Raw genomic sequence first — 26,378 nt, 5'->3', positions numbered from 1 at the left:
AAACCGAGTCGATCAGCGGCTGGTCGAGCCGTGGTCCGGGCTCCGTGGGGGCACCGAGGTCTGCTCCCACAGTGACTTCATCTCGTCGAACGCCTGCTCCATCAGCTGCACCATCGCCTGCCGGGCGCGTGCGCCGTCGCGTCGCTGGATCGCCTGGGCGACGTCCGCGTGCATCTGGAGAGCCTGCTCGTGCGGGTGGTGCGGCATGAGGTGGTGCTTGTGCCGGCCGGTGAGCACCTCGGCGACCAGATCCTGAAGCCGGACGAACATCTCGTTGCCGGAGGCGAGCAGGACGCGCCGGTGGAACTCGATGTCGAGGTGCAGGAAGCGTTCCTCGTCGCCGGCCTCGCCGGCCGCCCACATCTTCGCCGCCAGCCCGACCAGGTCACTCGCTTCGTCGTGGCCGATCCGGTTGGCCGCCAGGTAGGCCGCGTGCGGCTCGACGGCGGTGCGTAGCTCGGTGATCGACCGGAGCTGGGCCATCCGGCCAGCCGAGGCGAGCCGCCAGCGGATCACCTGCGGGTCGAAGACGTTCCACGCGCTGGCCGGCAGGATCATCACCCCCACCCGGCGGCGTGCCTCGATGAACCCGATCGATGCCAGGACGCGCAGCACCTCGCGGACGACCGAGCGGGAGACGGCGTACCTGTCGACCAGTTCGTCGATGTTGAGGATCGCGCCGGGTGCCAGCTCGCCGCCGCAGATGGCGGTGCCCAGATGGTCGAGGACGCGGGCGTGCAGCCCAGCCTCGGCGGGGGCGGTCTGAGCGGCTGCAACCTCTGCTGAGGACGGTTCCACTCAAAGATCATATCATTTACATCAACCTCTTGAAGTAATCCGTCTATTCGGCCTAGCATCCCGATGTTAAGCGGATGTAACACCGAGGTAGCGGCTCTTCCGAGGGCGGCGGCCACGACAGAAGGAGAGACAAGCGTGCGACGTCGATCGATAATCGGCACTTCTCTGGCCGTGGTCACCGCCATGAGCCTCACCGCCTGCGGCGGTGACGATGGCGGCGAAGGTTCGAAGACCGTCCGCGTGACGCTGGTGAACCACGTCTGGACAGAGAACATCAAGAAGGCCCTGCCGGAGTTCGAGAAGCAGACCGGCCTCAAGGTTGAGGTCACCCAGCTCGGCGAGGACCAACTGTCCGACCAGTACAACGTCAAGCTGAACGCCGGGTCCACCGACCTCGACGTGATGATGTACCGGCCCCTGCAGGAGGGGAAGCAGTTCGGCAAGAACAAGTACCTCGCCGACCTGAGCGAGAGGGTCAAGTCGGACAGCGCCTTCGAGTTCGGCGACTTCCAGGCCGGGCCGGTGCAGGCGACGACCTATGAGGACAAGGTGGTCGGCCTGCCGATCATCACCGAGCAGGAGGTCCTCTACTACCGCAAGGACCTGCTGACCAAGTCCGGCTTCACCGCACCGCCCAAGAGCCTCGACGAACTCAAGGCACAGGCGGCGAAGATCGAGGCCGACAACCCCGGCGTCGCCGGCTTCGTCGCTCGTACCGGCAAGGCCGCCGCCGTCACCCAGTTCTCCAGCTTCCTCTTCAGCTTCGGTGGCGACTTCGTGGACAGCAGCGGAAAGGCCACTGTCAACACCGAGCAGGCCAAGCAGGCGTACGCCTTCTACGGCGGCCTGCTCCGGGACCACGGCCCGGAGAACATCAGCACCGACATGAGCTGGTCGGAGGCGATGGCGATCTTCACGCAGGGCAAGGCCGCCTTCTACACCGAGGCCAACTCGCTCTACAAGAACGCCACCGACCCCACCAAGTCGAAGGTCGTCGACACCGTCGGCTTCGCCGCGTTCCCGGCCGGCCCTGCCGGGTCGAAGCCGTACAACATCCCCTCCTGGGCGCTCGGCATGAACGACAGCTCGGAGAACAAGGACAACGCCTGGAAGTTCATCCAGTGGGCGGCCGGCAAGGAGCAGGCGCTGGCGCAGCAGACGGCGGGCGTGCCCGGTGCCCGTACCTCGGTCTGGGCGAACCCGGCGAGCACCGCGACCCTGCCGAAGGACCTGGCCGAGGCCAACACGGTCAGCACCGCGAACGGTGTCGGGCACGACCGCCCGCTGGTGGTCAAGGTGGCTGAGGCGCGCGAGATCGTCGGCCAGCCGATCGTCGACGCGATCACCGGCAAGGACGCCGCCAGCTCGGCGGACGCGGCGAACGCGGCGTTCCAGAAGTTCCTCGACGACGAGGCGAAGTAACCCACGCGCCGGGCGGCGGAGCCGACGTGCTCCGCCGCCTCGCCGGGACCTGGCCCCCGAACCCGGAGATCTGAATGTCAGCCGTCACCGCACCCCGCACCGATTCGCCCAAGGCCCCCATGGCGTCCCCGGAGTCGTCGGCCTGGTCGCAGTGGGCCAACAAACATCGCAAGTGGCTCTTCGCGGCACCCGCCATGGCGTTCGTCGCCGTGCTGATCATCTTTCCGGTGGCGTGGACGGGCTATCTGAGCCTGACCGACGCCGAGGGTTCGGTGCGTGCCGAATCCGAATTCATCGGGTTCCAGAACTACCTCGACGTGCTCACCGACACCGACCGGTTCTGGCCGGCGGTCTGGCGTACGGTCCTGTTCACCGGCGTCGTGCTGTTCTTCGAGGTCGTTCTCGGCATGGCGATAGCCCTGCTGCTGTGGCGGCCCTTCCGCGGTGAGAAGTGGGTCCGCGTCGCGATCCTCCTGCCGCTGGTGGCCACCCCGGTCGCGGTCGGCATGATGTGGCGCCTCATCTTCGACCCCAACATCGGGATGGCGAACCAGTTGCTCGGCTGGATCGGCATCGGCCCACAGCCCTGGCTGGCCGGCCAGAACTCGGCCCTGCCAACGACGATGTTCATCGACATCTGGCAGTGGACACCGATGGTCGTGCTGATCCTGCTCGCCGGGCTCACCTCACTCTCCGACGAGCCCCAGGAGGCGGCCCGGATCGACGGCGCCAGCAGCTGGCAGCGGTTCCGGCACGTCACCCTCCCGCTGTTGATGCCCACGGTGATCGTCGCCATCCTGCTGCGCGGCATCGACGCGCTCAAGACGTTCGACATCCTCTACGCGACCAAGGGGCGCGGCGGCGGGTCGTTCCACGAGGTCGAGACCCTCAACGTGTACGCCTACGGCCTCAGCTTCGACTACAACGACTACGGCGTCTCGTCGACCGTCCTCATCATCTTCTTCCTGATCATCATCGGGGTGATGTGGGCCCTCACCTATCGCAAGAAGGGGCTGGGCCGATGAAGCCGAGCAAGCCGTACCGCGTCTTCCGCACGTCAGCTCTCGTCGTCGTGGTGTTCGGGCTGATGGCGCCGCTGCTCTGGATGATCGCGGCGTCCTTCAAGACCAATGTGGACATCTACGACACCGCCAAGGCGTTCGTCTTCTCACCCAGCCTGAAGAACTACGAGACCGTCCTCCAGCAGGCCAACTATCTCGAGTTCATCGGCAACAGCCTCTGGGTGGCGTTCGCGGCCACCACGCTCTCGCTCCTGCTGGGCGTGCCCGCCGCCTACTCGATGAGCCGCTTCAACATGAAGAAGTCGGCGCTGGTCGTGCTCATGGCCCGGGTGATCCCGGGCGTCTCGCTCCTGGTGCCCTGGTACTACGTCTTCTCGAACCTGAAGCTGGTCGGCGGGTTCAGCGTGCTGATCCTGAGCCACATGTTCGTGTCGCTGCCGCTGATCGTCTATATCATGATGGGCTACTTCGACGGCCTGCCGACCGAGTTGGAAGAGGCGGCGCTGGTCGACGGGCTGACCCACATCGGCGCGTTCCGGCGGATCACCCTGCCGCTGTCGGTGCCCGGCGTCGCGACGGCCGGCATCCTCTCGTTCATCTTCTCCTGGAACAACTTCATGTTCGCCCTGGTGCTTTCCGGCTCCGACACGAAGACGCTGCCCGTGGCGATCTTCGACTTCGTCGGGTACGCCAGCATCGACTGGGGCGGCCTGATGGCCGCCGCGACAGTGGTCACCCTGCCGATCATGCTGATCGCCCTGTTCGTGCAGAAGTACGTCGTTTCCGGCCTCACCGCCGGTGCCACGAAGGGCTGACAGCTCCATGACGAAGATCGCAAAGGTGGAGACCTTCCTGGTCGCGCCGCGCTGGCTGTTCGTCCGGGTCGAGACGGAGTCCGGCATCGTCGGCTGGGGCGAGGCGACCTGCGAGGGCCGGTCCGAGACCGTACGCACGGCCGTCCACCAGCTCAGCGAGCTGCTCACCGGTCGGGACGCGCTGCGCATCGAGGACCACTGGCAGGTGATGACCAAGGGCTCCTTCTATCGTGGCGGCCCGATCCTGGCCAGTGCGGTGTCCGGTCTGGACCAGGCGCTCTGGGACATCGCCGGAAAGCACTACGGCGCCCCGGTGCACCAACTGCTCGGCGGGCCGGTCCGGGACCGGATCCGGGTCTACGGCTGGGTCGGTGGCGACGAGCCCGCCGAGATTCGCGACCAGATCAGCGCCCAGGTCGAGGCGGGCCTGACCGCGGTGAAGATGAACGCGTCGGGGCGGATGGGCGCGCTCGCCTCGGTTGCCGAACTCGACGCGGTCGTGCAGCGGGTGGCCGTCGCCCGCGAGGTCCTCGGCGACGACCGCGACGTCGCTGTCGACTTCCACGGGCGATCCACCCTCGCCAACGTCCGGCGGGTCGCCCCACTCCTGGAGCCGTACCGGCCGTTCTTCCTCGAAGAACCGGTGGTGCCGGAGAACTCGCACCTGATCGGCGAGGTCGTCCGCTGCACCACCACCCCGGTCTCGACCGGGGAGCGGCTCTACAGCCGGCAGGAGTTCCTCCCCGTGCTGCAGGCCGGCATCGCCGTGGCCCAGCCGGACCTCGCGCACGCCGGCGGCATCACCGAGGTGCGCAAGATCGCCACGTTGGCCGAGGTGTACGACGTGCAGCTCGCCCCGCACTGCCCGCTCGGGCCCATCGCCCTCGCCGCCTGCCTCCAGGTCGGCTTCGCGACGCCCAACTTCCTGATCCAGGAGCAGAGCGTCGGCATCCACTACAACCAGGGCGCCGAGGTGCTCGACTACTGCCTCGACAAGACCCCGCTGACCTTCGTCGACGGCTACGTACAGCGGTTGACCGCACCCGGCCTCGGCATCGAGATCGACGAGCACGCGGTGCGGACGGCCGACAAGCGGGGCCACGCCTGGCGTAGCCCGACCTGGCGGCACCCCGACGGCTCGTTCGCCGAATGGTGAGACAACCCCGGTCCTGAAGGAACGAAAGGCACCCCCGTGAAGATCGTCGCAGCAGACATCATCGTGTCCAGCCCCGACCGGAACTTCGTCACCCTGAAGATCACCACCGACGAGGGCATCACCGGCCTGGGCGACGCCACGCTCAACGGCCGTGAGCTGTCCGTCGCCTCGTACCTGCGCGACCACGTGGCCCCGTTGCTGATGGGGCGGGACCCGCACCGGATCGAGGACACCTGGCAGTTCCTGTACCGCTCGGCGTACTGGCGTCGTGGACCGGTCACGATGGCGGCCATCGCGGCGGTCGACGTCGCGCTGTGGGACATCAAGGCCAAGGCCGCGGGCATGCCGCTGTACCAACTGCTGGGCGGCGCGTCCCGCACCGGCATCATGGCGTACGGGCACGCGTCGGGACGGGACCTTCCCGAGCTGTTCGACTCGATCCGCCGCCACCTCGACGAGGGCTTCCGGTCGATCCGGGTGCAGACCTCGGTGCCGGGGATCAACGCGGTGTACGGCGTGGCCGCCCAGCCCAGCGCCACCGGCCAGCGCTACGACTACGAACCCGCGCAGCGCACCCCGCTGCCCGTCGAGGAGGACTGGGACACCCGCGCGTATCTGCGCCACCTGCCCGAGGTCTTCGAGGCGGTCCGCGGTGAGTTCGGCCCGGAGTTGCCGCTGCTGCACGACGGTCACCACCGGATGACCCCGATCCAGGCCGCCAAGCTCGGCAAGGCCCTCGAACCGTACGACCTGTTCTGGCTGGAGGACTGCACCCCGGCGGAGAACCAGGAGGCCCTGCGGCTGGTCCGCCAGCACACCACCACCCCGCTGGCCATCGGCGAGGTCTTCAACACGGTCTGGGACTACCAGACCCTGATCCGCGAGCAGCTGATCGACTACGTCCGGTCCGCGGTCACCCACACCGGTGGCATCACCGCCATGCGCAAGCTGCTCGACTTCGCCGCCCAGTACCAGATCAAGTCCGGCATCCACGGCCCCACCGACATCTCCCCGGTGGGCATGGCCGCGGCCCTGCACCTCGACCTGGCCATCCACAACTTCGGCATCCAGGAGTACATGAAGCACACCCCGCTGGCCAACGAGGTGTTCCGGCAGTCGTTCACCTTCACCGACGGCTACCTGCACCCGGGCGATCAGCCGGGTCTCGGGGTGGAGCTCGACGAGGAGGTGGCGGCCCGCTTCCCGTACGAGCCGGCCTACCTGCCGTTCAACAGGCTCAAGGACGGCACGATCCATGACTGGTGAGGGGCGGGGCGACGCCCGGCCCACCCGGCACGTCGTGGTGATGGGGGTCTCCGGCGCCGGCAAGACCACCGTGGCGCGGGGGATCGGCGCAGCCACCGGGCTGGCGTTCGCCGAGGCGGACGAGTTCCACTCCCCGGCGAACGTGGCGCGCATGCGCTCGGGCGTACCGCTGGACGACACCACCCGCTGGCCCTGGCTGCGGGACATCGCCGGGTGGATCGCCGATCGCGGCGCGGAGGGCAGGTCGACGGTGCTGGCCTGCTCGGCGCTCAAGCGGTCGTACCGGGACGTGCTGCGCCAGGGCACGTTCCGGTTGGACTTCGTGCACCTCGCCGGATCGGCGGAGGTCATCCGGGCCAGGATGGCCCTGCGCGAGGGGCACTACATGCCGGCGAGCCTGCTCGAATCCCAGCTCGCCACGCTGGAGCCGGCGGAGCCGGACGAGTCGGTGCTCGTGCTCGACGTCGCGCTCACCCCGGAGGCGCTGGTGGCGGCGGCAGTGGACGGCCTCGGCCTGCACCCCTACCGCCGTCCGGACCCGCAAGGGAGCGTGTTAGGTTAGCCAACCCTAATCGATAACGGAGTCCGCCTCGCATGTCAGTCGCCGAGATCAGCGGTGGCGTGGTGCTTCGTCGCGCGCTGCGCCGACAGCGTGGCCGGGTGCTGCTCGGCATCGCGTTGCTGTGCACGCACCAGGCCGCCGAAGCCCTCGTCCCCGTCGCCATCGGGGTGGTCATCGACCGGGCGGTCGCCACCGGTGACGTCCGCGCGCTGCTGCTCTCACTCGCCGGGCTGGCCGCCCTGTTCACCGTCCTGGCCTTCGCCTACCGGACCGGTGCCCGGATGGCGTACGCCGCGGTGGAGCACGAGGCGCACGCGACGCGGGTCGAGATCGCCCGGAGCGCCCTCGACCCGCGTGGACACCACTCCGGTATGCGCGACGGAGAGCTGCTGTCCGTCACGGCCTCCGACGCCGAACTGTCCGCGCTGGTCGTGCGGGTCGCCGGGCTCACCGCCGCCGCGTTCACCGCCATCGTGGTCGCGGCCGTCGCGCTGCTCGTCGTCGACGTCCCGCTCGGGCTCGGTGTGCTCCTCGGCGTACCCCTGCTGGTCCTCGCCCTGCAACGGATGGCACCGCTGCTCACCCGGCGCAGCTCGTCGCAGCAGGAGGCCCTCGCGGCCACCACCGCGCTCGCCGTCGACCTCGTCACCGGCCTGCGCGTGCTGCGCGGTATCGGCGCGCAGGACCACGCCGCGCGCCGGTACGCGGGCGCCAGCCGCCACGCGCTCGACGTCACCCTGCGTGCCGCCACCACCAAGGGCCTGCACCTCGGGCTCACCACCATGGTCAACGGCCTGTTCCTCGCGACGGTCGCCGGCGTCGCGGGCTGGCTCGCGCTCCAGGGCCGGCTCACCATCGGCGAACTCGTCGCCGTCGTCGGGCTGGCCCAGTTCATCGCCGAGCCGGTGCAGACGCTCGGGTACTGCGTACAGCTGTTCGCCATGGCCCGGGCCTCCGCGGGGCGGGTCGCCCGGGTCCTCGGCGCGGCACCGGTCCTGGTGCCGGGCGACGCCGGGCCGCCCGCGCCGACCCCGTCCCGGCTGACCCTCGACGGGGTCAGTCACGCGGGCCTCGACAGTGTCAGCCTGCACGTCCGCGCCGGCGAGATCCTGGGCGTGCTCGCCTACGACCCGAGCGACGCCGAGGCGCTGGTCGCGGTGCTGGCCGGCCGGGCGCCGCAACCGGACCGCCGGGGAACGCTGTACGTCGACGGCGTGCCCGCCGAAGAGCTGCACATCGACGCCCTGCGCGCCGTGGTCCTGGTGGAGCAGCATGACGTGGCGCTGTTCGAGGGCACCCTGCGCGCCAACCTCAGCGCCGGCGCCCAGGTCGACGACACGGTCCTGCGTGCCGCGATGCGGGCCGCGGCGGCCGAGGACGTGCTCGCCGCGCACCCGCACGGCTTCGACCGCCAGCTCACCGAACGGGGGGCGAACCTGTCCGGCGGGCAGCGGCAGCGGATCGGGCTGGCCCGGGCGCTCGTCGCCGACCCTCCGGTGCTGGTGCTGCACAACCCCACCACGGCGGTCGACGCCGTGACCGAGGGCCTGCTCGCCGAAGGGCTGGCCTCGGCCCGCGGAGCGGACACCCACGGCACGGTGCTGATCACCACCAGCCCGGCGTTGCTGCGGGTCACACACCGGGTCGTCGTGCTCGACCGGGGCCGGGTCATCGCCGAGGGGCCGCACGAGCAGTTGCTCGCCAGCGACGCCCGCTACCGGGAAGAGATCCTGCGATGACCGAGCCGACCATGACCGGGGCCGAGCCCCGGCAACTGCTGCCGACGGCCACCGCCGGACAGACCTGGGCCACCCTCCGCACCGAGCTGGCCCGCCTGCCGGGGCTCAGCGCCGTCGCCGGCACGTTGCTGGTGGCCGCGTCCGCGACCGGGCTCGTCGCCCCCTGGGTGCTCGGTCGCCTCGTGGACGACGTCATCGCCGGCTCCGACACGTCGCAGATCGTGACCTGGGCGGGCGTGATCGCGGGTGCCGCGGTGCTCGCGGGCCTCCTCACCGCGGTCGGCGCCGCGGTCGCCGCACGCCTCGGCGAGACGGTGCTGGCCCGGCTCCGGGAGCGGGTCCTCGACCGCGCCCTGCACCTGCCGTCGGCCACCCTGGAGCGAGCCGGCACCGGGGACCTGGTTGCCCGCGCCGGCGACGACGTGGCCGTGGTGACGAACGTGATCGCCACCAGCGGCCCGGCCTTCCTCGGCGCGCTGCTGTCCGTCGTGTTGACCGCGGCGGGGCTCTTCGCCCTCGACTGGCGGCTCGGCATCGCCGGCCTGGTCGCCGCACCGGCGTACGCGCTGGCGCTGCGCTGGTACCTCAAACGGTCGATCCCGTACTACGCCCTTGAGCGGGTGGCCACTGGCGAACGCGCGCAGGCGACGGCCGAGGCGCTCCGCGGCGCGGCGACCGTGCGCGCCTACCGGATGGAGGACGCCCACGTCGCCCGGATCGCGGCGCGCTCCGGCGTAGCCCGCGACCTGTCGCTGGAGATCTTCGGGCTGTTCACGCGGTTCGGGCTGCGCATCAACCGGTCGGAGTTCGTGGGGCTGGCCGCCGTGCTGCTCGCCGGCTTCCTGCTGGTGCGCGACGACCTCGCCACGGTGGGAGCCGCCACCACCGCCGCGCTCTACTTCCACCGCCTCTTCAACCCCATCGGCCTGCTGCTGTTCGAGTCGGACTCCGTGCTGCAGGCCGGTGCCAGCCTCGCCCGGCTCGTCGGGGTCACCGCGCTGCCGGACACCGCGACCCCGGCCGGCCCGGAGCCCGCCCGGCCGGCGCGGCCCGAACCGGCGGCACTGGAGGTGACCGTCGCGCAGCACCGCTACGACGACGGGCCGGTCGTGTTGCGCGACGTCGACCTCCGACTCGCACCGGGCGAGCGCGTCGCCCTCGTGGGCGCCAGCGGCGCGGGCAAGAGCACGCTCGCCGGGATCATCGCCGGCATCATCGCGCCCACCCACGGGTCGGTGACCCTGCGCGGCGTGCCGCTGGCCGAGCTCGGCGAGCACCGGCTGCGCCGCGAGATCGCCCTCATCAGCCAGGAGGTGCACGTCTTCGCCGGGCCGCTCGCCGACGACCTGCGGCTGGCCGACCCGGACGCCACCGACGACGAGCTGACCGCCGCCCTCGACCTCGTCGGCGCCACCCACTGGTTCCGTACCCTGCCGGACGGCCTCGCCACGGAGGTGGGGGAGGGTGGACGGCACCTCACCGCGGCCCAGGCCCAGCAGCTCGCGCTGGCCCGCCTCGTCCTCGCCGATCCCGCCGTCGCGGTCCTCGACGAGGCCACCGCGGAGGCGGGCAGCGCGGGTGCGCGTGACCTCGACCGCGCCGCCGTGGCGGCCACCGAGGGACGTACCACCCTGGTCGTCGCCCACCGACTGAGCCAGGCGGCCACCGCCGACCGCATCATCGTGATGGAGCATGGGCGTGTCACCGAGCACGGCACGCACGCCGAGCTGCTGGCGGCCGGGGGCGGCTACAGCCAGCTGTGGCGGTCCTGGCGCATGCCCGACCCCGTGCCGCCGCAGGGGCGCGGGAGCACCGAGCAGATCGAGGAGCAGCCCGTCCTGGGTTGAGCGGCCGGCGAGGCGCGCGCCGTCCCGCCGTGGCCCCCCGGCCCGCCGGTACGCAACCGGGAAGTCGACCGAACGGGGGAGCCCGGGAACTTTTCCGGACCGGCCAGCGACAACCAGGATGCGCGGCTGACCGGCGGCGTCCCGACGACGGCACCTCGCCATGAAGGAGCGCCCGTGGCACACAGGACGGTGGTCCGTGCGAGACGGCGTCGCTGACGACGACCAGGTGACCCGCTGGGCGAAGGAGGCTGGCCGGGGTGACCGGCAGGCCGCCACCGCGTTCATCCGGGCCCTCCAGGACCAGGTCTGGCGGTTCCTGTCGCACCTCGCCGGGCCGGGTGAGGCTGACGACCTGACCCAGGAGACGTTCCTGCGGGCGTTCCGCAACCTGCCCGGCTTCGCCGGCCGCTCGTCGGCCCGGACGTGGGTGTTCACGATCGCCCGGCGCGTCGCCGTCGACCATGTCCGGACGGCGGTGGCCCGGCCGAGGATCGCGTCGGTGCCGGACTGGCAGACAGCGGCCGAGTCAGCCGGCGCGATCGCCGCCGGGGCCGACGAGGGCGTGACCCTGCACCAGTTGATCGCCGGCCTGACCCGGGAGCGTCGCGAGGCGTTCGTCGCCACCCACGTGCTCGGCCTCTCCTACGCCGAGGCCGCGGACGTCTGCCAGTGCCCCATCGGCACGATCCGCTCCCGGGTCGCCCGGGCGAGGGAGGACCTCGTCGCCGCCTGGCAGGCCGAGGGCGACCAGAGCCGTACGCGGCGAACCAGCTGAGGCTGGGACCCCCGCCCGATCCCGTCCGCTCACCCCAGGCGGGCCTCGATGGCCTCGATGATGCGCGGACGCAGCTCTGCGGCGCGGATGACGGCGTCCACCGAGCCGACCTGCACGGCGCGCTGGATGTTGTGCACCCGGTCGAACTCGGTCGCCACCTCGCCCAGCTTCTCCGCGCGCACCGACGAGCGCAGCTCGTCGAGTTCCGCGGTCAGCGCGGCGCGTTCGGTGCCGGCCGCGGCGCCGACGCGGGCTTCCAGGTCCCGCACGCGGGGGTCGGCCGCCGTACGGGCGTTGACGTCGGCGGCGAACACCACAGCGGCGGCGGGCGCGCCACCGAGCACCGAGGCGAACGAGCCCTCCAGCGCGAGCACTGTCATGTTCGGGTTCAGCGCCTTCGAGAACACCACGAACGCACCGCCGTGGTAGCGCGAGATCACGCAGAAGACGATGGGCCCCCGGAAGTTCACGATCGCCCGGCCGATCTCGGCCCCGTACTCCAGTTGCAGCTTGCGCATCGACTCCGGTGAGCCGTCGAAGCCCGACAGGTTCGCCAGCACGACGAGGGGCCGGTTGCCGCTGGCCGCGTTGATGGCCCGCGCTGCCTTCTTCGACGAGCGGGGGAACAGCGTGCCCGCCGTGTAGGTGTCCGGACCGTCGGTGGGCGGGAAGCCGTGCCGCGGCACCGACCGGGACTCGATGCCGAGCAGGCAGACCGGGATGCCACCGAGGTGGATGTCCTGCACGACCGCGGTGTCCGCGTCGGCCATGCCCGCCCAGCGCTCCAGCACCGGGTGGTCCTGATCGGAGAGCGCCCGCATCACCGTACGGATGTCGAACGGCTTCTTGCGGTCCGGGTTGGCCTCGACGGAGAAGATCTCCCCGACGGTGGCGAAGGCGCTGCCCGCCACGTCGTGTGGGAAGTCGGAGATGTCGCGGTCGGTCGGGTCGGTGGTGACCGCCCGCCGGGGCGCGTCCTCGCCGGGCGCGACGTACGTGTGGTCGTAGTGCGCCATCACCACGTCCCGGGCGGCCGTCAGGTTCGGCGCCCAGTACTGTGCCTGCCCGTTCGGGCCCATCACCCGGTCGTAGCCGCCGATGCCGAAGTTGTCCTCGGCCGACACGCCACCGGAGAAGTCCAGCGACTGCTTGCCGGTGAGCACCATCGCCGAGTCCGGGGTCATCACCAGGATGCCCTTGGTGTGCATGAGCATCGTCGCCTCGGCGTTCCAGTACGGCTGCGCGCCGACGTTGATGCCCGCGACCACGATGTTGATCTCACCACCGGCCTGGGTGAACTCGACGATCCGCTTGAGCGCCGCGGCCACCCAGTCCATGTTCTCCGTGCCCGACGTCATCGAGATCCGGGCGCCGGCGGACAGCGCCCACCACTCCAGCGGCACGTGCATCCGCTCCGCCAGGTCCAGGGCGGCGATCACGCGCCGGCACTCCGGCTCGGACAGGGCGCCCAGCGACTTCGTCGGGTCGCCGAGCAGCACCACCCGGGTGACGCCCTGCGGGTAGCGCTCGGTCGGCGTCGTGACCACCCCGGCGACGATCGCGGCGCTGTTGCGCCCCCGCGGCCGGTCCACCGGCTGCAGCGCGTGGTCGTCGTCGAGGTCGTGCTCGACGAAGTCACCGAGCCTGCCGGTCAGCTCGTACGGGTACACCGTGTTGCGGCTGCTCGCCCGCAACACCTTGAGCCGGTACTCGTCGAGCGGCTCGATCGCCTCGACCGGCGGCTCGCCGACGGCCAGCTCCGCGCCGCCCGCGGCGTCGAACGAGATCCGTACGGCGATCTTGGTCAGCTCGCCGGTCCGGCGGTCGCGCTGGCGCGCGATGAACAGGATCTCCTCCAGCCCTGCCCCCGCAGTCGTCGGGCGCACGCGCCCGGCGATCATCTCCATCTCCTCGCGGGTGAGCTCGCTCGGCGGCCAGACGTAGACCACGATCCGGTTGGTGTTGAAGCGCGTCTTCGACGGCCGCAGCGACTGGGCGCGGCGGATCGAGTCGAGGCAGGCGGCGATGGCGTCCTCGGTCGTCGGCAGCGCGACCAGTCGGCCGTCCTGCTCGCGAAGCTCGGTCAGGTCACGCACCTGCGCGAACGCCACGAGGCGCTCGTCCGACCGGTTTTCGCGCGCCACGCACTGGAAGAGGTAGACCTCCTCGTCCGACGACGGCAGCCGGGTCAGGTCGAACTTGTGCAGACGCTCCAACTGCATCCGCTGCGCGATGTACGGGTGCAGGCCGCGGATCAGCCGGTCCTCGGTCAGCTGGGTGCCCGACGGCCGGAAGGTGAAGTGGTGGTGCATCACCGCTCCGCCGCGACCCGCGACGGTGGTGGTGACCCGGCGGACCTGAGGCGGCAGCGGGTGCGCGGCGATGACCTCGGCCAGCGCCGCCGCCATCGCGTCGAAGTCCTCCGGCTGGTTCTCCCAGCCGAGGTAGATGTCGGCGTCGACGGAGTCCTCGTCGCCGGCCAGCTCGGCCAGCCCGCGCAGCGCACCGCCCAACGCGTCGAAGCTCACCGCGGCGGAGACCACGCTCGAATCGGCGCGCTCGGCGACCACGAACGTGCAGCCCGCGGCCTCCTGGGTACGCACGCTGGTGAGCGCCCTGTTGCCGTAGTACCGGCGGGTCAGCACCTCCAGCATGACCGCGTTGTCGAGGTGGTCGCGGACGAGCCGCTGGCCGAGCAGCCGGACCAGTGGCTCGGTGCTGCGTACCATCTCGGCGATGCGCTCGGCGCGGTCCGCCGCGTCCGGGTGCGCGTCCAGGTGCCGCAGGTGCCCACGGACCTCGGCGTAGACCCGGGCGCGGTTGCGGCGCAGCAGCGGCTGGGCGAACCAGGCGAACACCACGCCGCGGGCGAGGTCGGCGACCACGGGGAAGCGGACCTGCGTCGCGGCGATCAGCCGCTCCAGCGCCAGGCCGGCGGGCTCGCGCAAACTCTCGTCCGGCGGGGTCTCCCGCAGCCAGGCGCGCAGCAGGGTCGCGATGACCGTGGCGTCGGCGGACGCGCGCTGCTGGGCGAGGAAGATCCGGAAGACGGCGGCTTCGAGGGCGGGGGAGCGTTCCAGGTCGGTGACACCGTACCGGCCGAGTGCCTTGGCGAGCCTGGTCTGGAAGGCGTCCGGCAGCCCGGCCCGCTCGACGTCGAGGCTCTGCAGGTAGGTGTGGAAGTACTCCCGCGCGCTGTGCACGTGGGCGGCGCCGCCGTCCTCACCCGTCGGCCGGTTGCGGCTCAGTTCGGTGAGGTCGGCGAACACCTCGATGAGGTCGAGTTCCGCGGCCAGTGGCCGGTGACCGGCCTCGGCGGCCTCCCGCCGCGCGGCGAGATAGCCGTCGAGCACCCGACGGTCGTCGTGCGGGTCGACGTCGAAGCCGAGCAGCAGACCCCGCAGGTCCTCCTGACCGCGCCTGCCCCGCTCATCCGCCGGAACGGTCTCGTAGGCGGTCGGCAGGTCCAGTTCGACGGTCTCGGCGGTCGGGTCGTCCGTGGTCTCCTCGGCGTCGTCCGCGAGCGGCTCCAGGCGCATCAGCGGCGCGCCCGCCTCGACCTGGCTGCCCACCGAGACGGCGCACTCCTTGAGCCGCGCCCTGAACGGCGCGCGCAGCACCGTCTCCATCTTCATCGCTTCGAGCACCAGCACCGGAGCGCCCGCCTCGACCTCGGCGCCGACCTCCAGCGGTGTGGCGACGACGAGTGCCGGCATCGGGGAGCGCAGGACGCCGCCCTCGTCGCGGCTGACCCGGTGCGTCACACCGTCCACCTCGACCAGGTGGGTCGGCCCGTACGTGCCGGTGAGCAGGCGGTATCGGATGCCGTTGACGACGATCTGGCCGGTGTGCCGGTCGAACCGGTCGAGTTCGACGTCGGCGGTGCGGACGACGGTGCCCGCCTCGATGCCGACCCGGAACCGGTGTGGGCCGACCCGTGCCACGCGGGTGCGGTAGCCGACACCGCGCAGCTTGAGGTCCAGCGGTCGGCCGCTGGCGTGCTGCACCTGCGGGCGCCCACCGGACGCCGTCGACAGCAGCCGCTGCCGCTCGGCGCGCTCCTCCTCCTCGTACGACTCGATGGCGGCGGCCGCCAGGGCGACCGCGGAGTGGCGGTGCGTGACGAGTCGGCCCTCACCGCGGACGCGGTCGATCCAGCCGGTGTCGGCGCTGGCGTCGATCACCTCGGGCTGGTCGAGCAGGTCGAGCACGAAGCTCTTGTTGGTCGCGCCACCCTCGATGATCACCGTGGTGTTCGCCATCGCCCGACGCAGCTTGCCGAGCGCCTCGTCGCGGTTGCGGCCGTACGCGATGATCTTCGCGATCATCGAGTCGAAGTCGGCCGGGATGGTGTCGCCCTCGCTGACGCCGGTGTCCACCCGGATGCCGGGGCCGCTGGGCAGGTCCAGCCGCGCGATCCGCCCCGGCGACGGCGCGAAGTCGCGGTCGGGATCCTCGGCGTTCAGGCGGGCCTCGATGGCGTGCCCGCGCTCCATCGGCGGCTCGCCCTCGAGCCGCCCACCGGAGGCGACGTGCAGCTGCGCCTTGACCAGGTCGAACCCGGTGGTCAACTCGGTGATCGGGTGCTCGACCTGGAGGCGGGTGTTGACCTCCAGGAACGCGAACAGCCGGTCGCCGGGGTGGTACAGGAACTCGACGGTCGCCGCGCCGCGGTAGCCGACCGCGATGGCCAGCCGCTCGGCCGACGTCTTGAGCTCGGCGGCCTGCGCCGGGTCGAGCACCGGCGACGCCGACTCCTCGATGACCTTCTGGTTGCGTCGCTGCACCGAGCAGTCGCGCACCCCGAGCGCCCATGCGGTGCCCTGCCCGTCGGCGATCACCTGGACCTCGACGTGCCGGGCCCCGGTGACCAGGCGTTCCAGGAACACGATGCCACTGCCGAAGGCCCGCGCGGCCTCCTGACTGGTCCGCTCGTACGCGTCGACGAGCTCGGCCTCGGTGCGCACCACGCGGATGCCGCGCCCGCCGCCGCCCGCTGTCGCCTTCAGCATCAGCGGGTAGCCGATCTTGGCTGCCGAGGCGCGAGCGGCGTCCAGGGTCTCGACGGCGCCACGGCTCCACGGCGCGACCGGCACGCCGACCTCCTCGGCGATCAGCTTGGAGCCGATCTTGTCGCCGAGCTGGCGCATGGCGTCCGGGCTCGGCCCGACGAAGGTGACGCCGATCTTCTCGCACAGCTCCGCGAACGCGGGATCCTCGGCGACGAAACCCCAGCCCACCCAGGCGGCGTCGGCCCCGGTCTCCGTCAGGGCGCGCTCCAGCACCGCCAGATTGAGGTACGGGCGGGCAGACGCGGAACCGAGATCGTAGGCGATGTCCGCTTCGCGGACGAAGGTGGCGGTGCGGTCGACGTCGGTGTAGAGAGCGACGGTTTCGATCTGGTTGCCGGTCTCCGCGGCCAACTCGCGGACCGCGTGGATGAGCCGCATGGCGGCTTCACCACGGTTGACGATGGCGACACGGTTGAACACCCGACTGACCCCTTAGCTAGACCTTGAACTGCGTGCCGCGAGACGACGGCTCCCAGCAGTGATCACCTTTCCGGCTGGCGGCTGCCAGCGCTATGGCGCAACCACCGAACCAACCGTCTCTCAGTTGTAGGAAGTGAACAAAAGTTTTTGGTGTCCCCGCAGCCCGCGACCGCCACGGTAGCCCAGGCGGGCACCCGGATCACCGTCACCTCGACCGGGAGGCTCGCGCCGGGCGTGACGTACGGCTCGTTCCCGGTGACCCGCCCCGTCGACCGGCCGCGTCGTCAGTGACTGTCCCCCCGGGCCTGACAATGAGGAGGTGACCGTTCTCGACCCGCGGGCGCTCAACCGCGCGACGCTCGCCCGGCAGTTGCTGCTCGATCGCGCCGACCTTCCGGTCCTCGACGCCGTCGCGCACCTCGGCGGCCTGCAGGCGCAGGAACCGCAGGAACCCTTCGTCGGGCTCTGGTCGCGGCTGCGCACCTTCGACCCCGCGGTGCTCTCGACCCTGCTGACCCAGCGACAGGTGGTGCGTACCCATCTCATGCGCCGCACCGTGCACCTGCTCGTCGCCGACGACGCGCTGGCCTGGCGATCCCGGCACCAGGCCATGCTGTGCCAGCGGGTGCTCGGGGTCTACCGCGGCGAGTTGGACGGGGTTGGCCTCGACGAGCTCGCCGCGGCGGCGCGGGCGCTGCTGGCCGACGGTGAGCCGCGCTCGATGCCAGAGATCGGGCGAGCGCTCGGCGAGCGTTGGCCGACACCGGGCCCGCAGGCCCTGGGCGAGATGGCGATGGCCCTCGTCCCGCTGACCCAACTGCCGCAGCGCGGAGTGTGGCGGATGAAGGGCGGCGCCCGACACGCCCTGCTCTCCGCGTGGCTGGGTCGGGAGGTCCACCCGCCGACGCCGGACGACGCCGATTCCGTCGGCCAGATCCTCGTACGGCGCTATCTGGCCGCGTTCGGGCCGGCCGCCACGGCCGACGTGCGCGCCTGGTCCGGCCTCGCCGGGCTGCCGGCTGCGGTGACCGCGATGCGCGACGAGCTGATCACCTTCCGCGACGAGCGCGGCCGAAAGCTGATCGACCTCGCCGACGCACCACGCCCCGACCCCGAGACACCCGCTCCGGTGCGCTTCCTCCCGGCGTTCGACAACGCGATCCTCGGCTACGACGACCGCAGCCGGATCATCGACGACGCCCACCGCGGCCTGTCCGTGGCCGGTGAGCGCGTGGTGCTGGTCGACGGCCGGGTCGCCGCGACCTGGAGCGTCGAGGCGGGCACGGTGACCGTCAACCCGTTGACCGGCTTCTCCCGGGCCGACCGCACCGCCGTCGCCGAGCAGGGGCAGGCACTGGCGCTGTTCCTCTCCGACAAGGAGAGCGACCGGGTGCGGGTCGCCGCGTCGCCCCGGTGAGGCCAACCCCAACGGCCTTGTATCGATGATTGTCGACTGCCATGATGTGGTTCGGTCGTGCTCGGGAGCCAGCGCGCACCACACCCTCTCCGGTCCACAGGACGCACGAGGTGGCCAGTTCACCCGTGCCGGGCAGTCCTCGTCGGCGACCGGATCCTGAGCACGGCACCGGCTGCGATCTCGGTCAGCGGTGCCCGGCAACCACCGGAGGTACCGATGCTTCGCATGTTCCTCGCCGTCACGACCGTCGCGCTCGCCGTCTGGGGCGGGGCGAGCGGCACCACAGAGCCCACGCCCACGGCCACGCCGACGCCCTCGCCGACGCTCACCTGCCCGCCCGTGTTGCCGATCACCACCAACGTCGCCGGGGTCACCACCACCAGCGTCACCATCTCGTACTCGATCTTCCTCCGCCCACCCTGCGGCTACGACCCGCCGATGACCGTCAGCCTCTTCGCCAGCCGTGAGGACGCCCAACAGTGGCGGACGCCGGTTGCCGTGGCCGTCTCCGGGCCGGAGCGCGACGGCTCGGTCACCGTCGACCGGCTGACCCCGGACACGGAGTACTGGTACCGGTTGACCGACGTCGACGGTCGGCGGCACCCGTTCATGAACGCGTCGGCGCGGACGGCCTCGCTGGCATCCTGCCGCGCGACGGCCACGATCGACGCCCGCTGGGGCAACGGCTTCGTCGCCACGGTCACGGTCCGCAACACCGGGACCCAACCACTGGACCGGTGGCTGGTGTCCTGGCGGTGGTCCGGTGACGAGCGCGTCCAGACCGCCTGGGGTGGCGTGGCCGAGACCGTCGGTGTCGACGTCACGGTCCGCAATGCCTCGCACAACGGGGCGCTACCGCTGGACGGTGCGACGACGTTCGGAATGCTGGTGACGACCAGCGCGGTGCCCGACGGGTTGACGATGGCCTGCGCCCGGTAAACGACGTCCGCCCCGCTCCCGCCGTGCTGGCGCGAGCGGGGCGGCGTGCTGTCGGTCAGGGTTTACGGGCCACCGCACCGTAGGCGTCGATCGCGGTGACGTCGGGCTCGTCCGGTCGCCACAGGGGGATCGGCACCAGGCCCGGCTCCACCTTCGACAGGCCGGAGAAGCAACTGTCCAGGTCCGCCGGGCTGCGCAGGATGTACGGGACGCCGCCGCTCTGTGCCAGTCGCTCCGCACCGGAGACGACAGCCGGGCTGGTGTTGGTGCCGTCCCAGAGCACGAGGTAGCTGCCGGAGGGCATCGCGTCCATGGTCCGCTCGACGATCGAGCGCACCACGGAGAGGTCGGGCTCATAGCCCATCACGCCCATGAACATCACCGCGACGGGCTTGTCGAAGTCGAGCGTCTGCGCCGCCTCGGCGAGGATCCTCTCCGGGTCGTGGTAGTCGGCGGGTACGTAGGTGGTGACACCCTCGGACGTCGTGCTGGCCAGCAGCGCCCGCGCGTGCACCAGCACCATCGGGTCGTTGTCCACGTAGACGATCCGCGAGTCGGGCGCGACCCCCTGGGCGACCGCGTGCGTGTTCTGCATGGTGGGCAGGCCGGTGCCGATGTCCAGGAACTGCCGGATGCCCGCCTCGGCCGCCAGGTACCGCACGGCCCGCACCAGGAACAGGCGCGACTGCTGCGCCATGAGGACGATCTCCGGGTAGACCTCGGCGACCGCGTCGCCGGCCGCCCGGTCGGACTGGAAGTTGTCCTTGCCGCCCATCCAGTAGTTCCAGATCCGGGCCGCGTGCGGCACGTCGGGCTGAAGCTTCGCGGTGAGTTCGGCGTCCGGGCCGGCCATGCCAGGCTCCTATCGAGGGGTCGTCGGCGGGAGATCACCTCTGCGGTGTGACCGGGATCGTACTCCCGGGCGGTCCACTGTCGACGCCGGGCGTTCGGTCTGCCAGAGCAGCTCGACGGTAGGAGTTTCGCGTGAACCAATGCCCGTGGCGGGGTATCCAACCCTGTGACAGACCCGCGGAGAAAGGGACCAGCCATGCGCGGCAAGCTGATTTCCGGTGTGGTGCTCACCCTCACGATCGTCACCGGGTGCACGTCATCCGTCGACCGTGTCGGCGGCGAGGCGGCACCCGCCGGCTCTCCGGCTGGCAGCGCGAGCCCGTCGACACCGGGTGCTCCGGCGCCGACCAGCTCCGGGCCGAGTGCTCCGGCCACCCGTAGCTCCACCCCGGAAGCTGCGGCCACCCGCACCTCCGGGCCGGCCACTCAGGAAAGCGAGATCAGGCGGACCAACTGGCCCAACGCGGTGATCCGTAACCTGAGGTTCTGCGGTGAGTCCGACGACTCCGTGTCGTTCCGCAACGGGTCGAACGGCCTCGACGTGCCGTGCAGGATCCTGCCGGGCGGTGCCCGGCCGGTGTACGCCGAGTTCATCGTCGAGGAGCCGGCGAACGCCCCTTCGACCGAGGACGCGCTGGTCCTCGTCGAACTGGGCAACCCCGACGCCTCGCGGCGGCAGGCCCTCGTGCCCGTTCAGCTCGCGGACAACGGCCGGAACCGGTACGCGTGGCCGGTCATCCTGGGAGACGACTCCAGCCCGACCGGCGACCGGGTCATGACCTTCGTCTCGTACCGGGTGGTGGGCCAGAACGTGGAGGCCACCGTCCGAAAACTCGACGGCAACACCGAGACCAGACGGTGGCGCAAGGCCGACGGCAGCGGAAACTGGGAACGGTACTAGCGTTGCGTGACCACCGACGTGTCCACCCGCAGCGTGCCGAGGACCTCGTCGGTGCGGTCCACGCCGTCGGTCTGCTTGACCTGCACGTACACGCCGAACGAACCGTCGGCCGCGACCAGGGTGACCTCGCTGAACGACGTCTCCGTGCCCCCGCATCGCGCCCAGTGCGCGACGATCCCACCGAGGGTGCCGACGGTGACCGTCCGGTCGGCGGCATCCGTGCAGCCACTGTGATCGGGCAGCGTCGGCTCGGCCGCACGCAGGGTGCGGCTCATCCCGACAAGCTGGTGACGGCTCTCGTGCTCCGCGATCTGTGTCAGCTCGACTACCAGGAGATCGCCGGGCAACTGGGCATTCCGGTCGGCACGCTGAAGTCCCGGATCCATCACGCTCGTCGGCACGTGCGGGAGTCGTTGGAGGGTGGCTGAGCGAAGCGTACGCCGTTCTGCGGGTTTGCCCCCGATCGAGTGACATCGTTTGACTTGTGCGACGAATGCATCTTTGATAGTCGATGTCTATCGTTGGGCGACGCCCTGATCCTGGAGGACGGATGCGAGTCATCGCGCGAACCAAACCACGACGGCGGCTGTTGCCGGCGGTGATGGCGGCGGTGACGCTGCTGACCGTGGCCGTCGGCGTGCCGGCCGCCGCAGCGGCACCGTCGACGGTGGTCGGCGTGGCCAGCGGCCGGTGCCTGGACGTGGTCGGCAACGTGCGGACCGCCGGCGCCGGCATCAACATCTACGACTGCAACGGTCAGGCCAACCAGGCGTGGAGCCTCACCTCGGCCGGTGAGCTGCGGGTCTACAACGAGACGATGTGTCTCGACGTGGTCGGCCAGGACACCACCGCGCCGGCCGCACTGCAGATCAACGGCTGCAACGGTGGTGCCAACCAGCGCTTTCGGATCAACACCAATGGGACCATCGTCGGCGTCCAGTCCGGCCTGTGCCTGGACGTGACCGGCGCGGGCACCGCCAACAGCACCACTGTCGGTCTCTGGACCTGCAACGGGCAGACCAACCAACGGTGGACGACTGCCCTGGGCAGCAGCGACAGCCAGCCGCCCACGGCGCCGGGCAGCCCGCGGGTGAGTGGCCTGACCTGCAACTCGGTGACCTTCGCGTGGAACGCCTCGACGGACAACGTCGCTGTCGCCTTCTACGACGTCTACCACGACGGCCAGCTGATGAAATCGGTGAGCGGCACGACGCTGTCCACCACCCTCACGGTGGTCGCCGGCGCGACCTGGGGCCTGTACGTCAACGCCCGCGACGCCGCCGGCAACGTGTCCCAGGCGAGCACCACGGTCTCGATCACGCCGCCGCCCTGCCAGGCCGACACCCAGCCGCCGACCGCGCCACAACAGCTCACCGGCACCGCGTCGGGCACCACCGTGACACTGCGGTGGACCGCGTCGAGCGACAACATCGGGGTCCGGGCGTACGACATCCACCGCGCCGGCGTGAAGGTCGGCACGGTCACCGGCGCGCCGCCGGCGACCACGTTCACCGACAGCGGGCTGGCCGCGAACACCGCGTACCAGTACTACGTGGTGGCGCGGGACGCCCAGGACAACGCCTCCTCGCGCAGCGGCACGACGACAGTGACGACCGGCGCGGCGTGCGGCAACCCGGTGTGCGGGGTGCGCCAGGTCACCACCGACACCGACATCCCGTGGGGGCTGGTGACGCTGCCCGACGGCAATGTGCTCTACAACCGCCGCGACGCGCACGACATCATCCAGCTCAACCCCACCACTGGCGCCAAGACCAACCTGGGCACGGTGCCGAACGTGCAGAGCACCGACGGTGAGGGCGGCCTGCTCGGGCTCGCCATCTCGGCCAGCTACAGCAGCGACCGCTGGTTGTACATCATGCACACCTCGCCCAGCGACAACCGGATCGTGCGGATCAGGTTGGAGAACGGGCGACTCAACACGGCCAGCGAGCAGGTGCTGGTCAGCGGCATCCGGCGCAACAAATACCACGACGGTGGGCGCCTACGGTTCGGCCCGGACGGCAAGTTGTACGCCAGCACGGGTGACGCGCAGAACGGCAACTACGCACAGGACCGGGCCGCGCTCGAAGGCAAGATCCTGCGCCTCAACCCGGATGGCACCGTTCCCTCCGACAACCCGTTCGGCAACTACGTGTGGAGCTACGGCCACCGCAACCCGCAGGGGCTGGCGTTCGACTCGCAGGGCCGGCTGTGGGAGCAGGAGTTCGGCAACTCGGTCATGGATGAGACCAACCTGATCACCCGGGGCGGCAACTACGGCTGGCCGGCGTGCGAGGGCACCAGCGGCACGTGCGGCACCGCCGGGTTCATCGCGCCGGCGCGTACCTATCCCACCGCCGAAGGGTCGTGCTCGGGCATCACGATCGTGCGGGACGCGCTCTACGTGGCCTGCGCGCGTGGTGCCCGAATGTACCGCGCGGTGATCAGCGGCAGCAGTCTGACGAACGTGCAGACGTACTTCAGCGGCACCTACGGTCGGTTGCGGACGGTGGAGCCGGCTCCCGACGGAGGGCTCTGGCTGACCACCACCAACACCGGTGACAAGGACAGCACCCCGAACAACAGCAACGAGCGGATCCTGCACGTCACGCTCGGCAACTAGGGGACCGCAGCGGTTCAGTGAGCGACGTCTCCGCGGGGCCACCCAAGTGGTGGCCCCGCGGAGACAGCTCGTGCCGTCAGGAAATCGTCAGGATCACGAGTTGCTGGGTCGCCCGGGTCATCGCGACGTAGCGGTCGACCGCCCCCTCGATGCCCGTGCCGAACGCCTCCGGGTCGACCAGGACGACCAGGTCGAACTCGAGACCCTTGGCCTGCTCCGGGCTCAGCGACCGGACGCGGGACGTCGGTGGGAACGTTGGATCGCCGATCACGCAGGCGGTCCCGTCGGCGTGCTCGCCGAGCCAGGCGTCGAGGATCGCGCCCAGCTCGGCGGCCGATCCGTGGACGACGGGCAGCCCGTTGCTGCGGATGGAGGTCGGTACGTTGGCGTCGGGGAGCACAGCCCGGATGACCGGCTCGGCTTCCGCCATGACCTCCTCCGGGGTCCGGTAGTTGATGCTCAGGGTGGCCAGCGTGATCCGGTCGAGCCCGATGCGCTCCAGGCGTTCCTGCCACGACTCGGTGAACCCGTGCCGGGCCTGGGCGCGGTCCCCGACGATGGTGAAGCTGTGCGACGGGCAGCGGGCCAGCAGCATCTGCCACTCGGCGTCGGTCAGCTCCTGGGCCTCGTCCACGACGATGTGGGCGAACGGGCCGGCCAGCAGATCCGGATCGGCGGCGGGGAGCGCGGACTCGTCGGCCAGGGCGTCGCGAAGGTCCGGCTGGTGCAGCATCGTCAGCAGGCCCTCGCCATCGTCGTAGGCGTCGGCCGCGAGCAGTTCGTCGACGACCCGGGCCCGGTGCTCGCGTTCGGCGGCGGCGGCGGGGTCGTGCCGACGCGGACGCTGCGACGCCTCACCGAGGCGCCGCCGTGCCGCGTCCAGGAGCGGCAGGTCGGACACGGTCCAGGCCCGGGCGTCGTCGCGCTGCAGTTTCCGGACGTCCGCCGGGCTGAGCCAGGGCGCACACGTGCGCAGGTACGCGGGCACCGACCACAGGTCTCCCACGAGGTCGGCGGCGTCGAGCAGGGGCCAGGCGCGGTTGACGGTCGCGCGCAGCTCCCTGTTGCGCAGCAGCGACCTGCGGACCACGTCGTCCGGCTCGTCGCCGTCGTACCTGTCCACGAGGATCGTGAGCAACTCCTCCCAGATCTCGTCTCGCGCCTCGTTGTGCGGGGTGCCCGGCCCGGGTGCCTGGAACGCGTCGGCCCAGTCGTCGGCACCCAGCCAGATGTCGGCCTCGTCGGTCGTGACCGTCATCGGTTTGACCGGTGGGTCCTCGTAGAACCTGACCGCCGCGTCGATCGCACTGACCAGCTTCGCGGAGGACTTCAACCGGGCCACGTCCGGATCGGGTTCGACAGTCGCCCCGGCACCCTCGCCGACGAGGTTCCGCAGGGTGCAGGTCTGCACGTCCTCCTCGCCGAGGCTGGGCAGGACGTCGGCGACATAGGCCAGGTAGGGCTGGTGCGGCCCGACGAAGAGCACGCCACCCCGGCGCTGACCCAGGCGAGGGTCGGAATAGAGCAGGTAGGCGGTGCGGTGCAGCGCGACGACGGTCTTCCCGGTGCCCGGACCGCCGTCCACGACGAGCGCCCCGGCCGATCCCGCTCGGATGATGGCGTCCTGGTCGGCCTGGATGGTGCTGAGCACGTCCCGCATCCGGGTCGACCGGGCGCTGCCGAGGCTGGCGATGAACGCGGACTGGTCGTCGAGCGCGACGGCGTGCCCCACGAACCCGTCCGGGGTGAAGACCTCATCCCAGTAGTCGCTGATCCGGCCGCGCGTCCACCGGTACCGGCGACGGCTCGACAGACCCATCGGGTTGGCGTGGGTCGCGCCGAAGAACGGCTCGGCGGCGGGCGAGCGCCAGTCGAGCAGCAACCGCCGACCCTCGCTGTCGGTGAGGCCGCGACGTCCGACGTACACGGGCTCGGGGTTGTCCGCACCGACCACATGGCCGAGACACAGGTCCAGACCGTAGCGACTCAGCGCACGCAGGCGGCCGGTCAGCCGACGGATCTCCTCGTCCCGGTCCATCGCCTGCCGGCCCTTGCCGCCGGGCGCCCTGCGCTCGGCGGCAAGGCGCTCGGACAGCTCGGCGTTCAGCTGATCAAGGCTCTCCGCCATCGTCGCGAAATGCTGCTCGTCGCGGCCGATCAGCGCCGGGTCGGCCTTGGGGGAGAGGTGATCGGGGAGATCGAACACGGAGGTGGGCAAGGAATTCAAATGGGAACTTCCAATTCGGCAGATTCTGGCCTCGGCCGACGATTTTGCGGCACGGACCGGGTCTTGCCGCAAGCCCCCCAGTGCGCTATATGTTAGAAGTGGCAGGGGGCCAGGTGTCCCCATTTTCCAAGCTCAGGGCGAGTCCACGACCTCGCGGCCGAGGGGCCAGAACGCCGCCGGCACGAGCTTGAAGTTGGCGATGCCGAACGGAATCCCGATGATCGTCACGCAGAGGGCGACCCCGGCGACGATGTGGGACAGCGCGAGCCACCAGCCCGCCAGCACCAGCCAGAGGATGTTCGCCAGACCGGAGGCGACGCCCGCGCCGGGCTTCGGCACCAGGGTGCGGCCGAAGGGCCACAGCGAATAGACGGCGAGGCGGAGCGACGCGACCCCGAACGGGATCGTCACGACCAGGACGAAGCAGATCAGTGCGGCGACGCCGTACCCGACCGCCAGCACGATGCCACCGCCGAAGATGAGCCACAGCACGTTCAGTACGAAACGAATCACCACTCCAGCATG

General features: G+C 70.9%; 20 protein-coding genes. 14 read left to right on the top strand and 6 right to left on the bottom strand.

The features are described from left to right. Positions 1–12 precede the first annotated feature (12 nt). On the bottom strand, positions 13–798 hold the full coding sequence (locus KBX46_RS02935; RefSeq protein WP_088948829.1) for a FadR/GntR family transcriptional regulator: 786 nt from the start codon (positions 796–798) through the stop codon (positions 13–15). Between the two features lie 135 nt (positions 799–933). Here KBX46_RS02935 and KBX46_RS02930 point away from each other — a divergent pair, with 135 nt between their 5' ends. The 9 genes from KBX46_RS02930 (at position 934) to KBX46_RS02890 (ending at position 11,402) form a co-directional block, all read left to right on the top strand. After that, a complete protein-coding gene (locus KBX46_RS02930) occupies positions 934–2,220 on the top strand; it encodes a sugar ABC transporter substrate-binding protein (protein WP_307871366.1) in 1,287 nt (428 codons plus the stop codon). A gap of 74 nt (positions 2,221–2,294) precedes the next feature. Beyond that, entirely contained in the window at positions 2,295–3,245 is a 951-nt protein-coding gene (locus tag KBX46_RS02925) for a carbohydrate ABC transporter permease (protein WP_088948827.1), read from the top strand. Beyond that, a complete protein-coding gene (locus KBX46_RS02920) occupies positions 3,242–4,057 on the top strand; it encodes a carbohydrate ABC transporter permease (RefSeq protein WP_088948826.1) in 816 nt (271 codons plus the stop codon). Before KBX46_RS02925 ends, KBX46_RS02920 begins: the two co-directional genes overlap by 4 nt. A 7-nt stretch (positions 4,058–4,064) precedes the next feature. Next, on the top strand, positions 4,065–5,213 hold the full coding sequence (gene dgoD / locus KBX46_RS02915; RefSeq protein WP_210790554.1) for a galactonate dehydratase: 1,149 nt from the start codon (positions 4,065–4,067) through the stop codon (positions 5,211–5,213). A gap of 36 nt (positions 5,214–5,249) precedes the next feature. After that, positions 5,250–6,479, top strand: coding sequence for a D-mannonate dehydratase ManD (gene manD / locus KBX46_RS02910; RefSeq protein ID WP_088948824.1), 1,230 nt, complete (start codon positions 5,250–5,252; stop codon positions 6,477–6,479). Further along, positions 6,469–7,041, top strand: a complete 573-nt coding sequence (locus KBX46_RS02905; RefSeq protein WP_210790552.1) for a gluconokinase — start codon at positions 6,469–6,471, stop codon at positions 7,039–7,041. Before manD ends, KBX46_RS02905 begins: the two co-directional genes overlap by 11 nt. Before the next feature lie 32 nt (positions 7,042–7,073). Further along, a complete protein-coding gene (locus tag KBX46_RS02900) occupies positions 7,074–8,780 on the top strand; it encodes an ABC transporter ATP-binding protein (RefSeq protein WP_210790548.1) in 1,707 nt (568 codons plus the stop codon). Next, entirely contained in the window at positions 8,777–10,627 is a 1,851-nt protein-coding gene (locus tag KBX46_RS02895) for an ABC transporter ATP-binding protein (protein WP_247666798.1), read from the top strand. Before KBX46_RS02900 ends, KBX46_RS02895 begins: the two co-directional genes overlap by 4 nt. Before the next feature lie 196 nt (positions 10,628–10,823). Further along, on the top strand, positions 10,824–11,402 hold the full coding sequence (locus KBX46_RS02890; protein WP_307871367.1) for a sigma-70 family RNA polymerase sigma factor: 579 nt from the start codon (positions 10,824–10,826) through the stop codon (positions 11,400–11,402). Positions 11,403–11,431: 29 nt separating this feature from the next. Here the strand turns inward: KBX46_RS02890 and KBX46_RS02885 are convergent, their stop codons facing one another. After that, complete coding sequence (locus KBX46_RS02885; protein ID WP_210790543.1) at positions 11,432–16,894, bottom strand: carboxyl transferase domain-containing protein; 5,463 nt, start codon at positions 16,892–16,894, stop codon at positions 11,432–11,434. A 319-nt stretch (positions 16,895–17,213) separates the two neighbouring features. Here KBX46_RS02885 and KBX46_RS02880 point away from each other — a divergent pair, with 319 nt between their 5' ends. After that, positions 17,214–18,311, top strand: a complete 1,098-nt coding sequence (locus KBX46_RS02880) for a winged helix DNA-binding domain-containing protein (RefSeq protein ID WP_210790540.1) — start codon at positions 17,214–17,216, stop codon at positions 18,309–18,311. Positions 18,312–18,527: 216 nt separating this feature from the next. After that, positions 18,528–19,250, top strand: a complete 723-nt coding sequence (locus tag KBX46_RS02875) for a cellulose binding domain-containing protein (protein WP_210790537.1) — start codon at positions 18,528–18,530, stop codon at positions 19,248–19,250. A 55-nt stretch (positions 19,251–19,305) separates the two neighbouring features. Here the strand turns inward: KBX46_RS02875 and KBX46_RS02870 are convergent, their stop codons facing one another. After that, entirely contained in the window at positions 19,306–20,103 is a 798-nt protein-coding gene (locus KBX46_RS02870; protein WP_210790534.1) for an SAM-dependent methyltransferase, read from the bottom strand. Between the two features lie 195 nt (positions 20,104–20,298). Here KBX46_RS02870 and KBX46_RS02865 point away from each other — a divergent pair, with 195 nt between their 5' ends. After that, positions 20,299–21,003, top strand: a complete 705-nt coding sequence (locus KBX46_RS02865; protein ID WP_210790531.1) for a hypothetical protein — start codon at positions 20,299–20,301, stop codon at positions 21,001–21,003. Here the strand turns inward: KBX46_RS02865 and KBX46_RS32310 are convergent. After that, complete coding sequence (locus KBX46_RS32310; RefSeq protein ID WP_247666797.1) at positions 21,000–21,278, bottom strand: hypothetical protein; 279 nt, start codon at positions 21,276–21,278, stop codon at positions 21,000–21,002. The two genes, KBX46_RS02865 and KBX46_RS32310, sit on opposite strands and share 4 nt — an antisense overlap. Positions 21,279–21,290: 12 nt before the next feature. Between KBX46_RS32310 and KBX46_RS32305 the strand changes: the two genes are divergently transcribed. Both KBX46_RS32305 and KBX46_RS02855 read left to right on the top strand, forming a co-directional pair. After that, positions 21,291–21,431, top strand: a complete 141-nt coding sequence (locus KBX46_RS32305) for an RNA polymerase sigma factor (RefSeq protein ID WP_247666796.1) — start codon at positions 21,291–21,293, stop codon at positions 21,429–21,431. 122 nt (positions 21,432–21,553) lie between these two features. Continuing rightward, complete coding sequence (locus KBX46_RS02855) at positions 21,554–23,626, top strand: PQQ-dependent sugar dehydrogenase (RefSeq protein WP_088948814.1); 2,073 nt, start codon at positions 21,554–21,556, stop codon at positions 23,624–23,626. 76 nt (positions 23,627–23,702) lie between these two features. Here KBX46_RS02855 and helR read toward each other — a convergent pair whose 3' ends face one another. Further along, positions 23,703–25,832 (bottom strand): RNA polymerase recycling motor ATPase HelR, encoded by a 2,130-nt coding sequence (gene helR, locus KBX46_RS02850; RefSeq protein WP_308159343.1) that lies wholly within the window; start codon positions 25,830–25,832, stop codon positions 23,703–23,705. Positions 25,833–25,985: 153 nt separating this feature from the next. Further along, the gene (locus KBX46_RS02845) at positions 25,986–26,366 is read right to left on the bottom strand and encodes a YccF domain-containing protein (protein WP_210790523.1); all 381 of its coding nucleotides are present in this window, start codon (positions 26,364–26,366) and stop codon (positions 25,986–25,988) included. Between the last annotated feature and the right edge of the window lie 12 nt (positions 26,367–26,378).

The sequence above is a fragment of the Micromonospora sp. C81 genome (genome assembly GCF_018070425.1).
GTDB classification, from domain to species: Bacteria; Actinomycetota; Actinomycetes; order Mycobacteriales; family Micromonosporaceae; genus Micromonospora; species Micromonospora zamorensis.
Note: the sequence above shows the minus strand (reverse complement) of the source record. Positions and strands in the feature narration are given on the sequence as shown.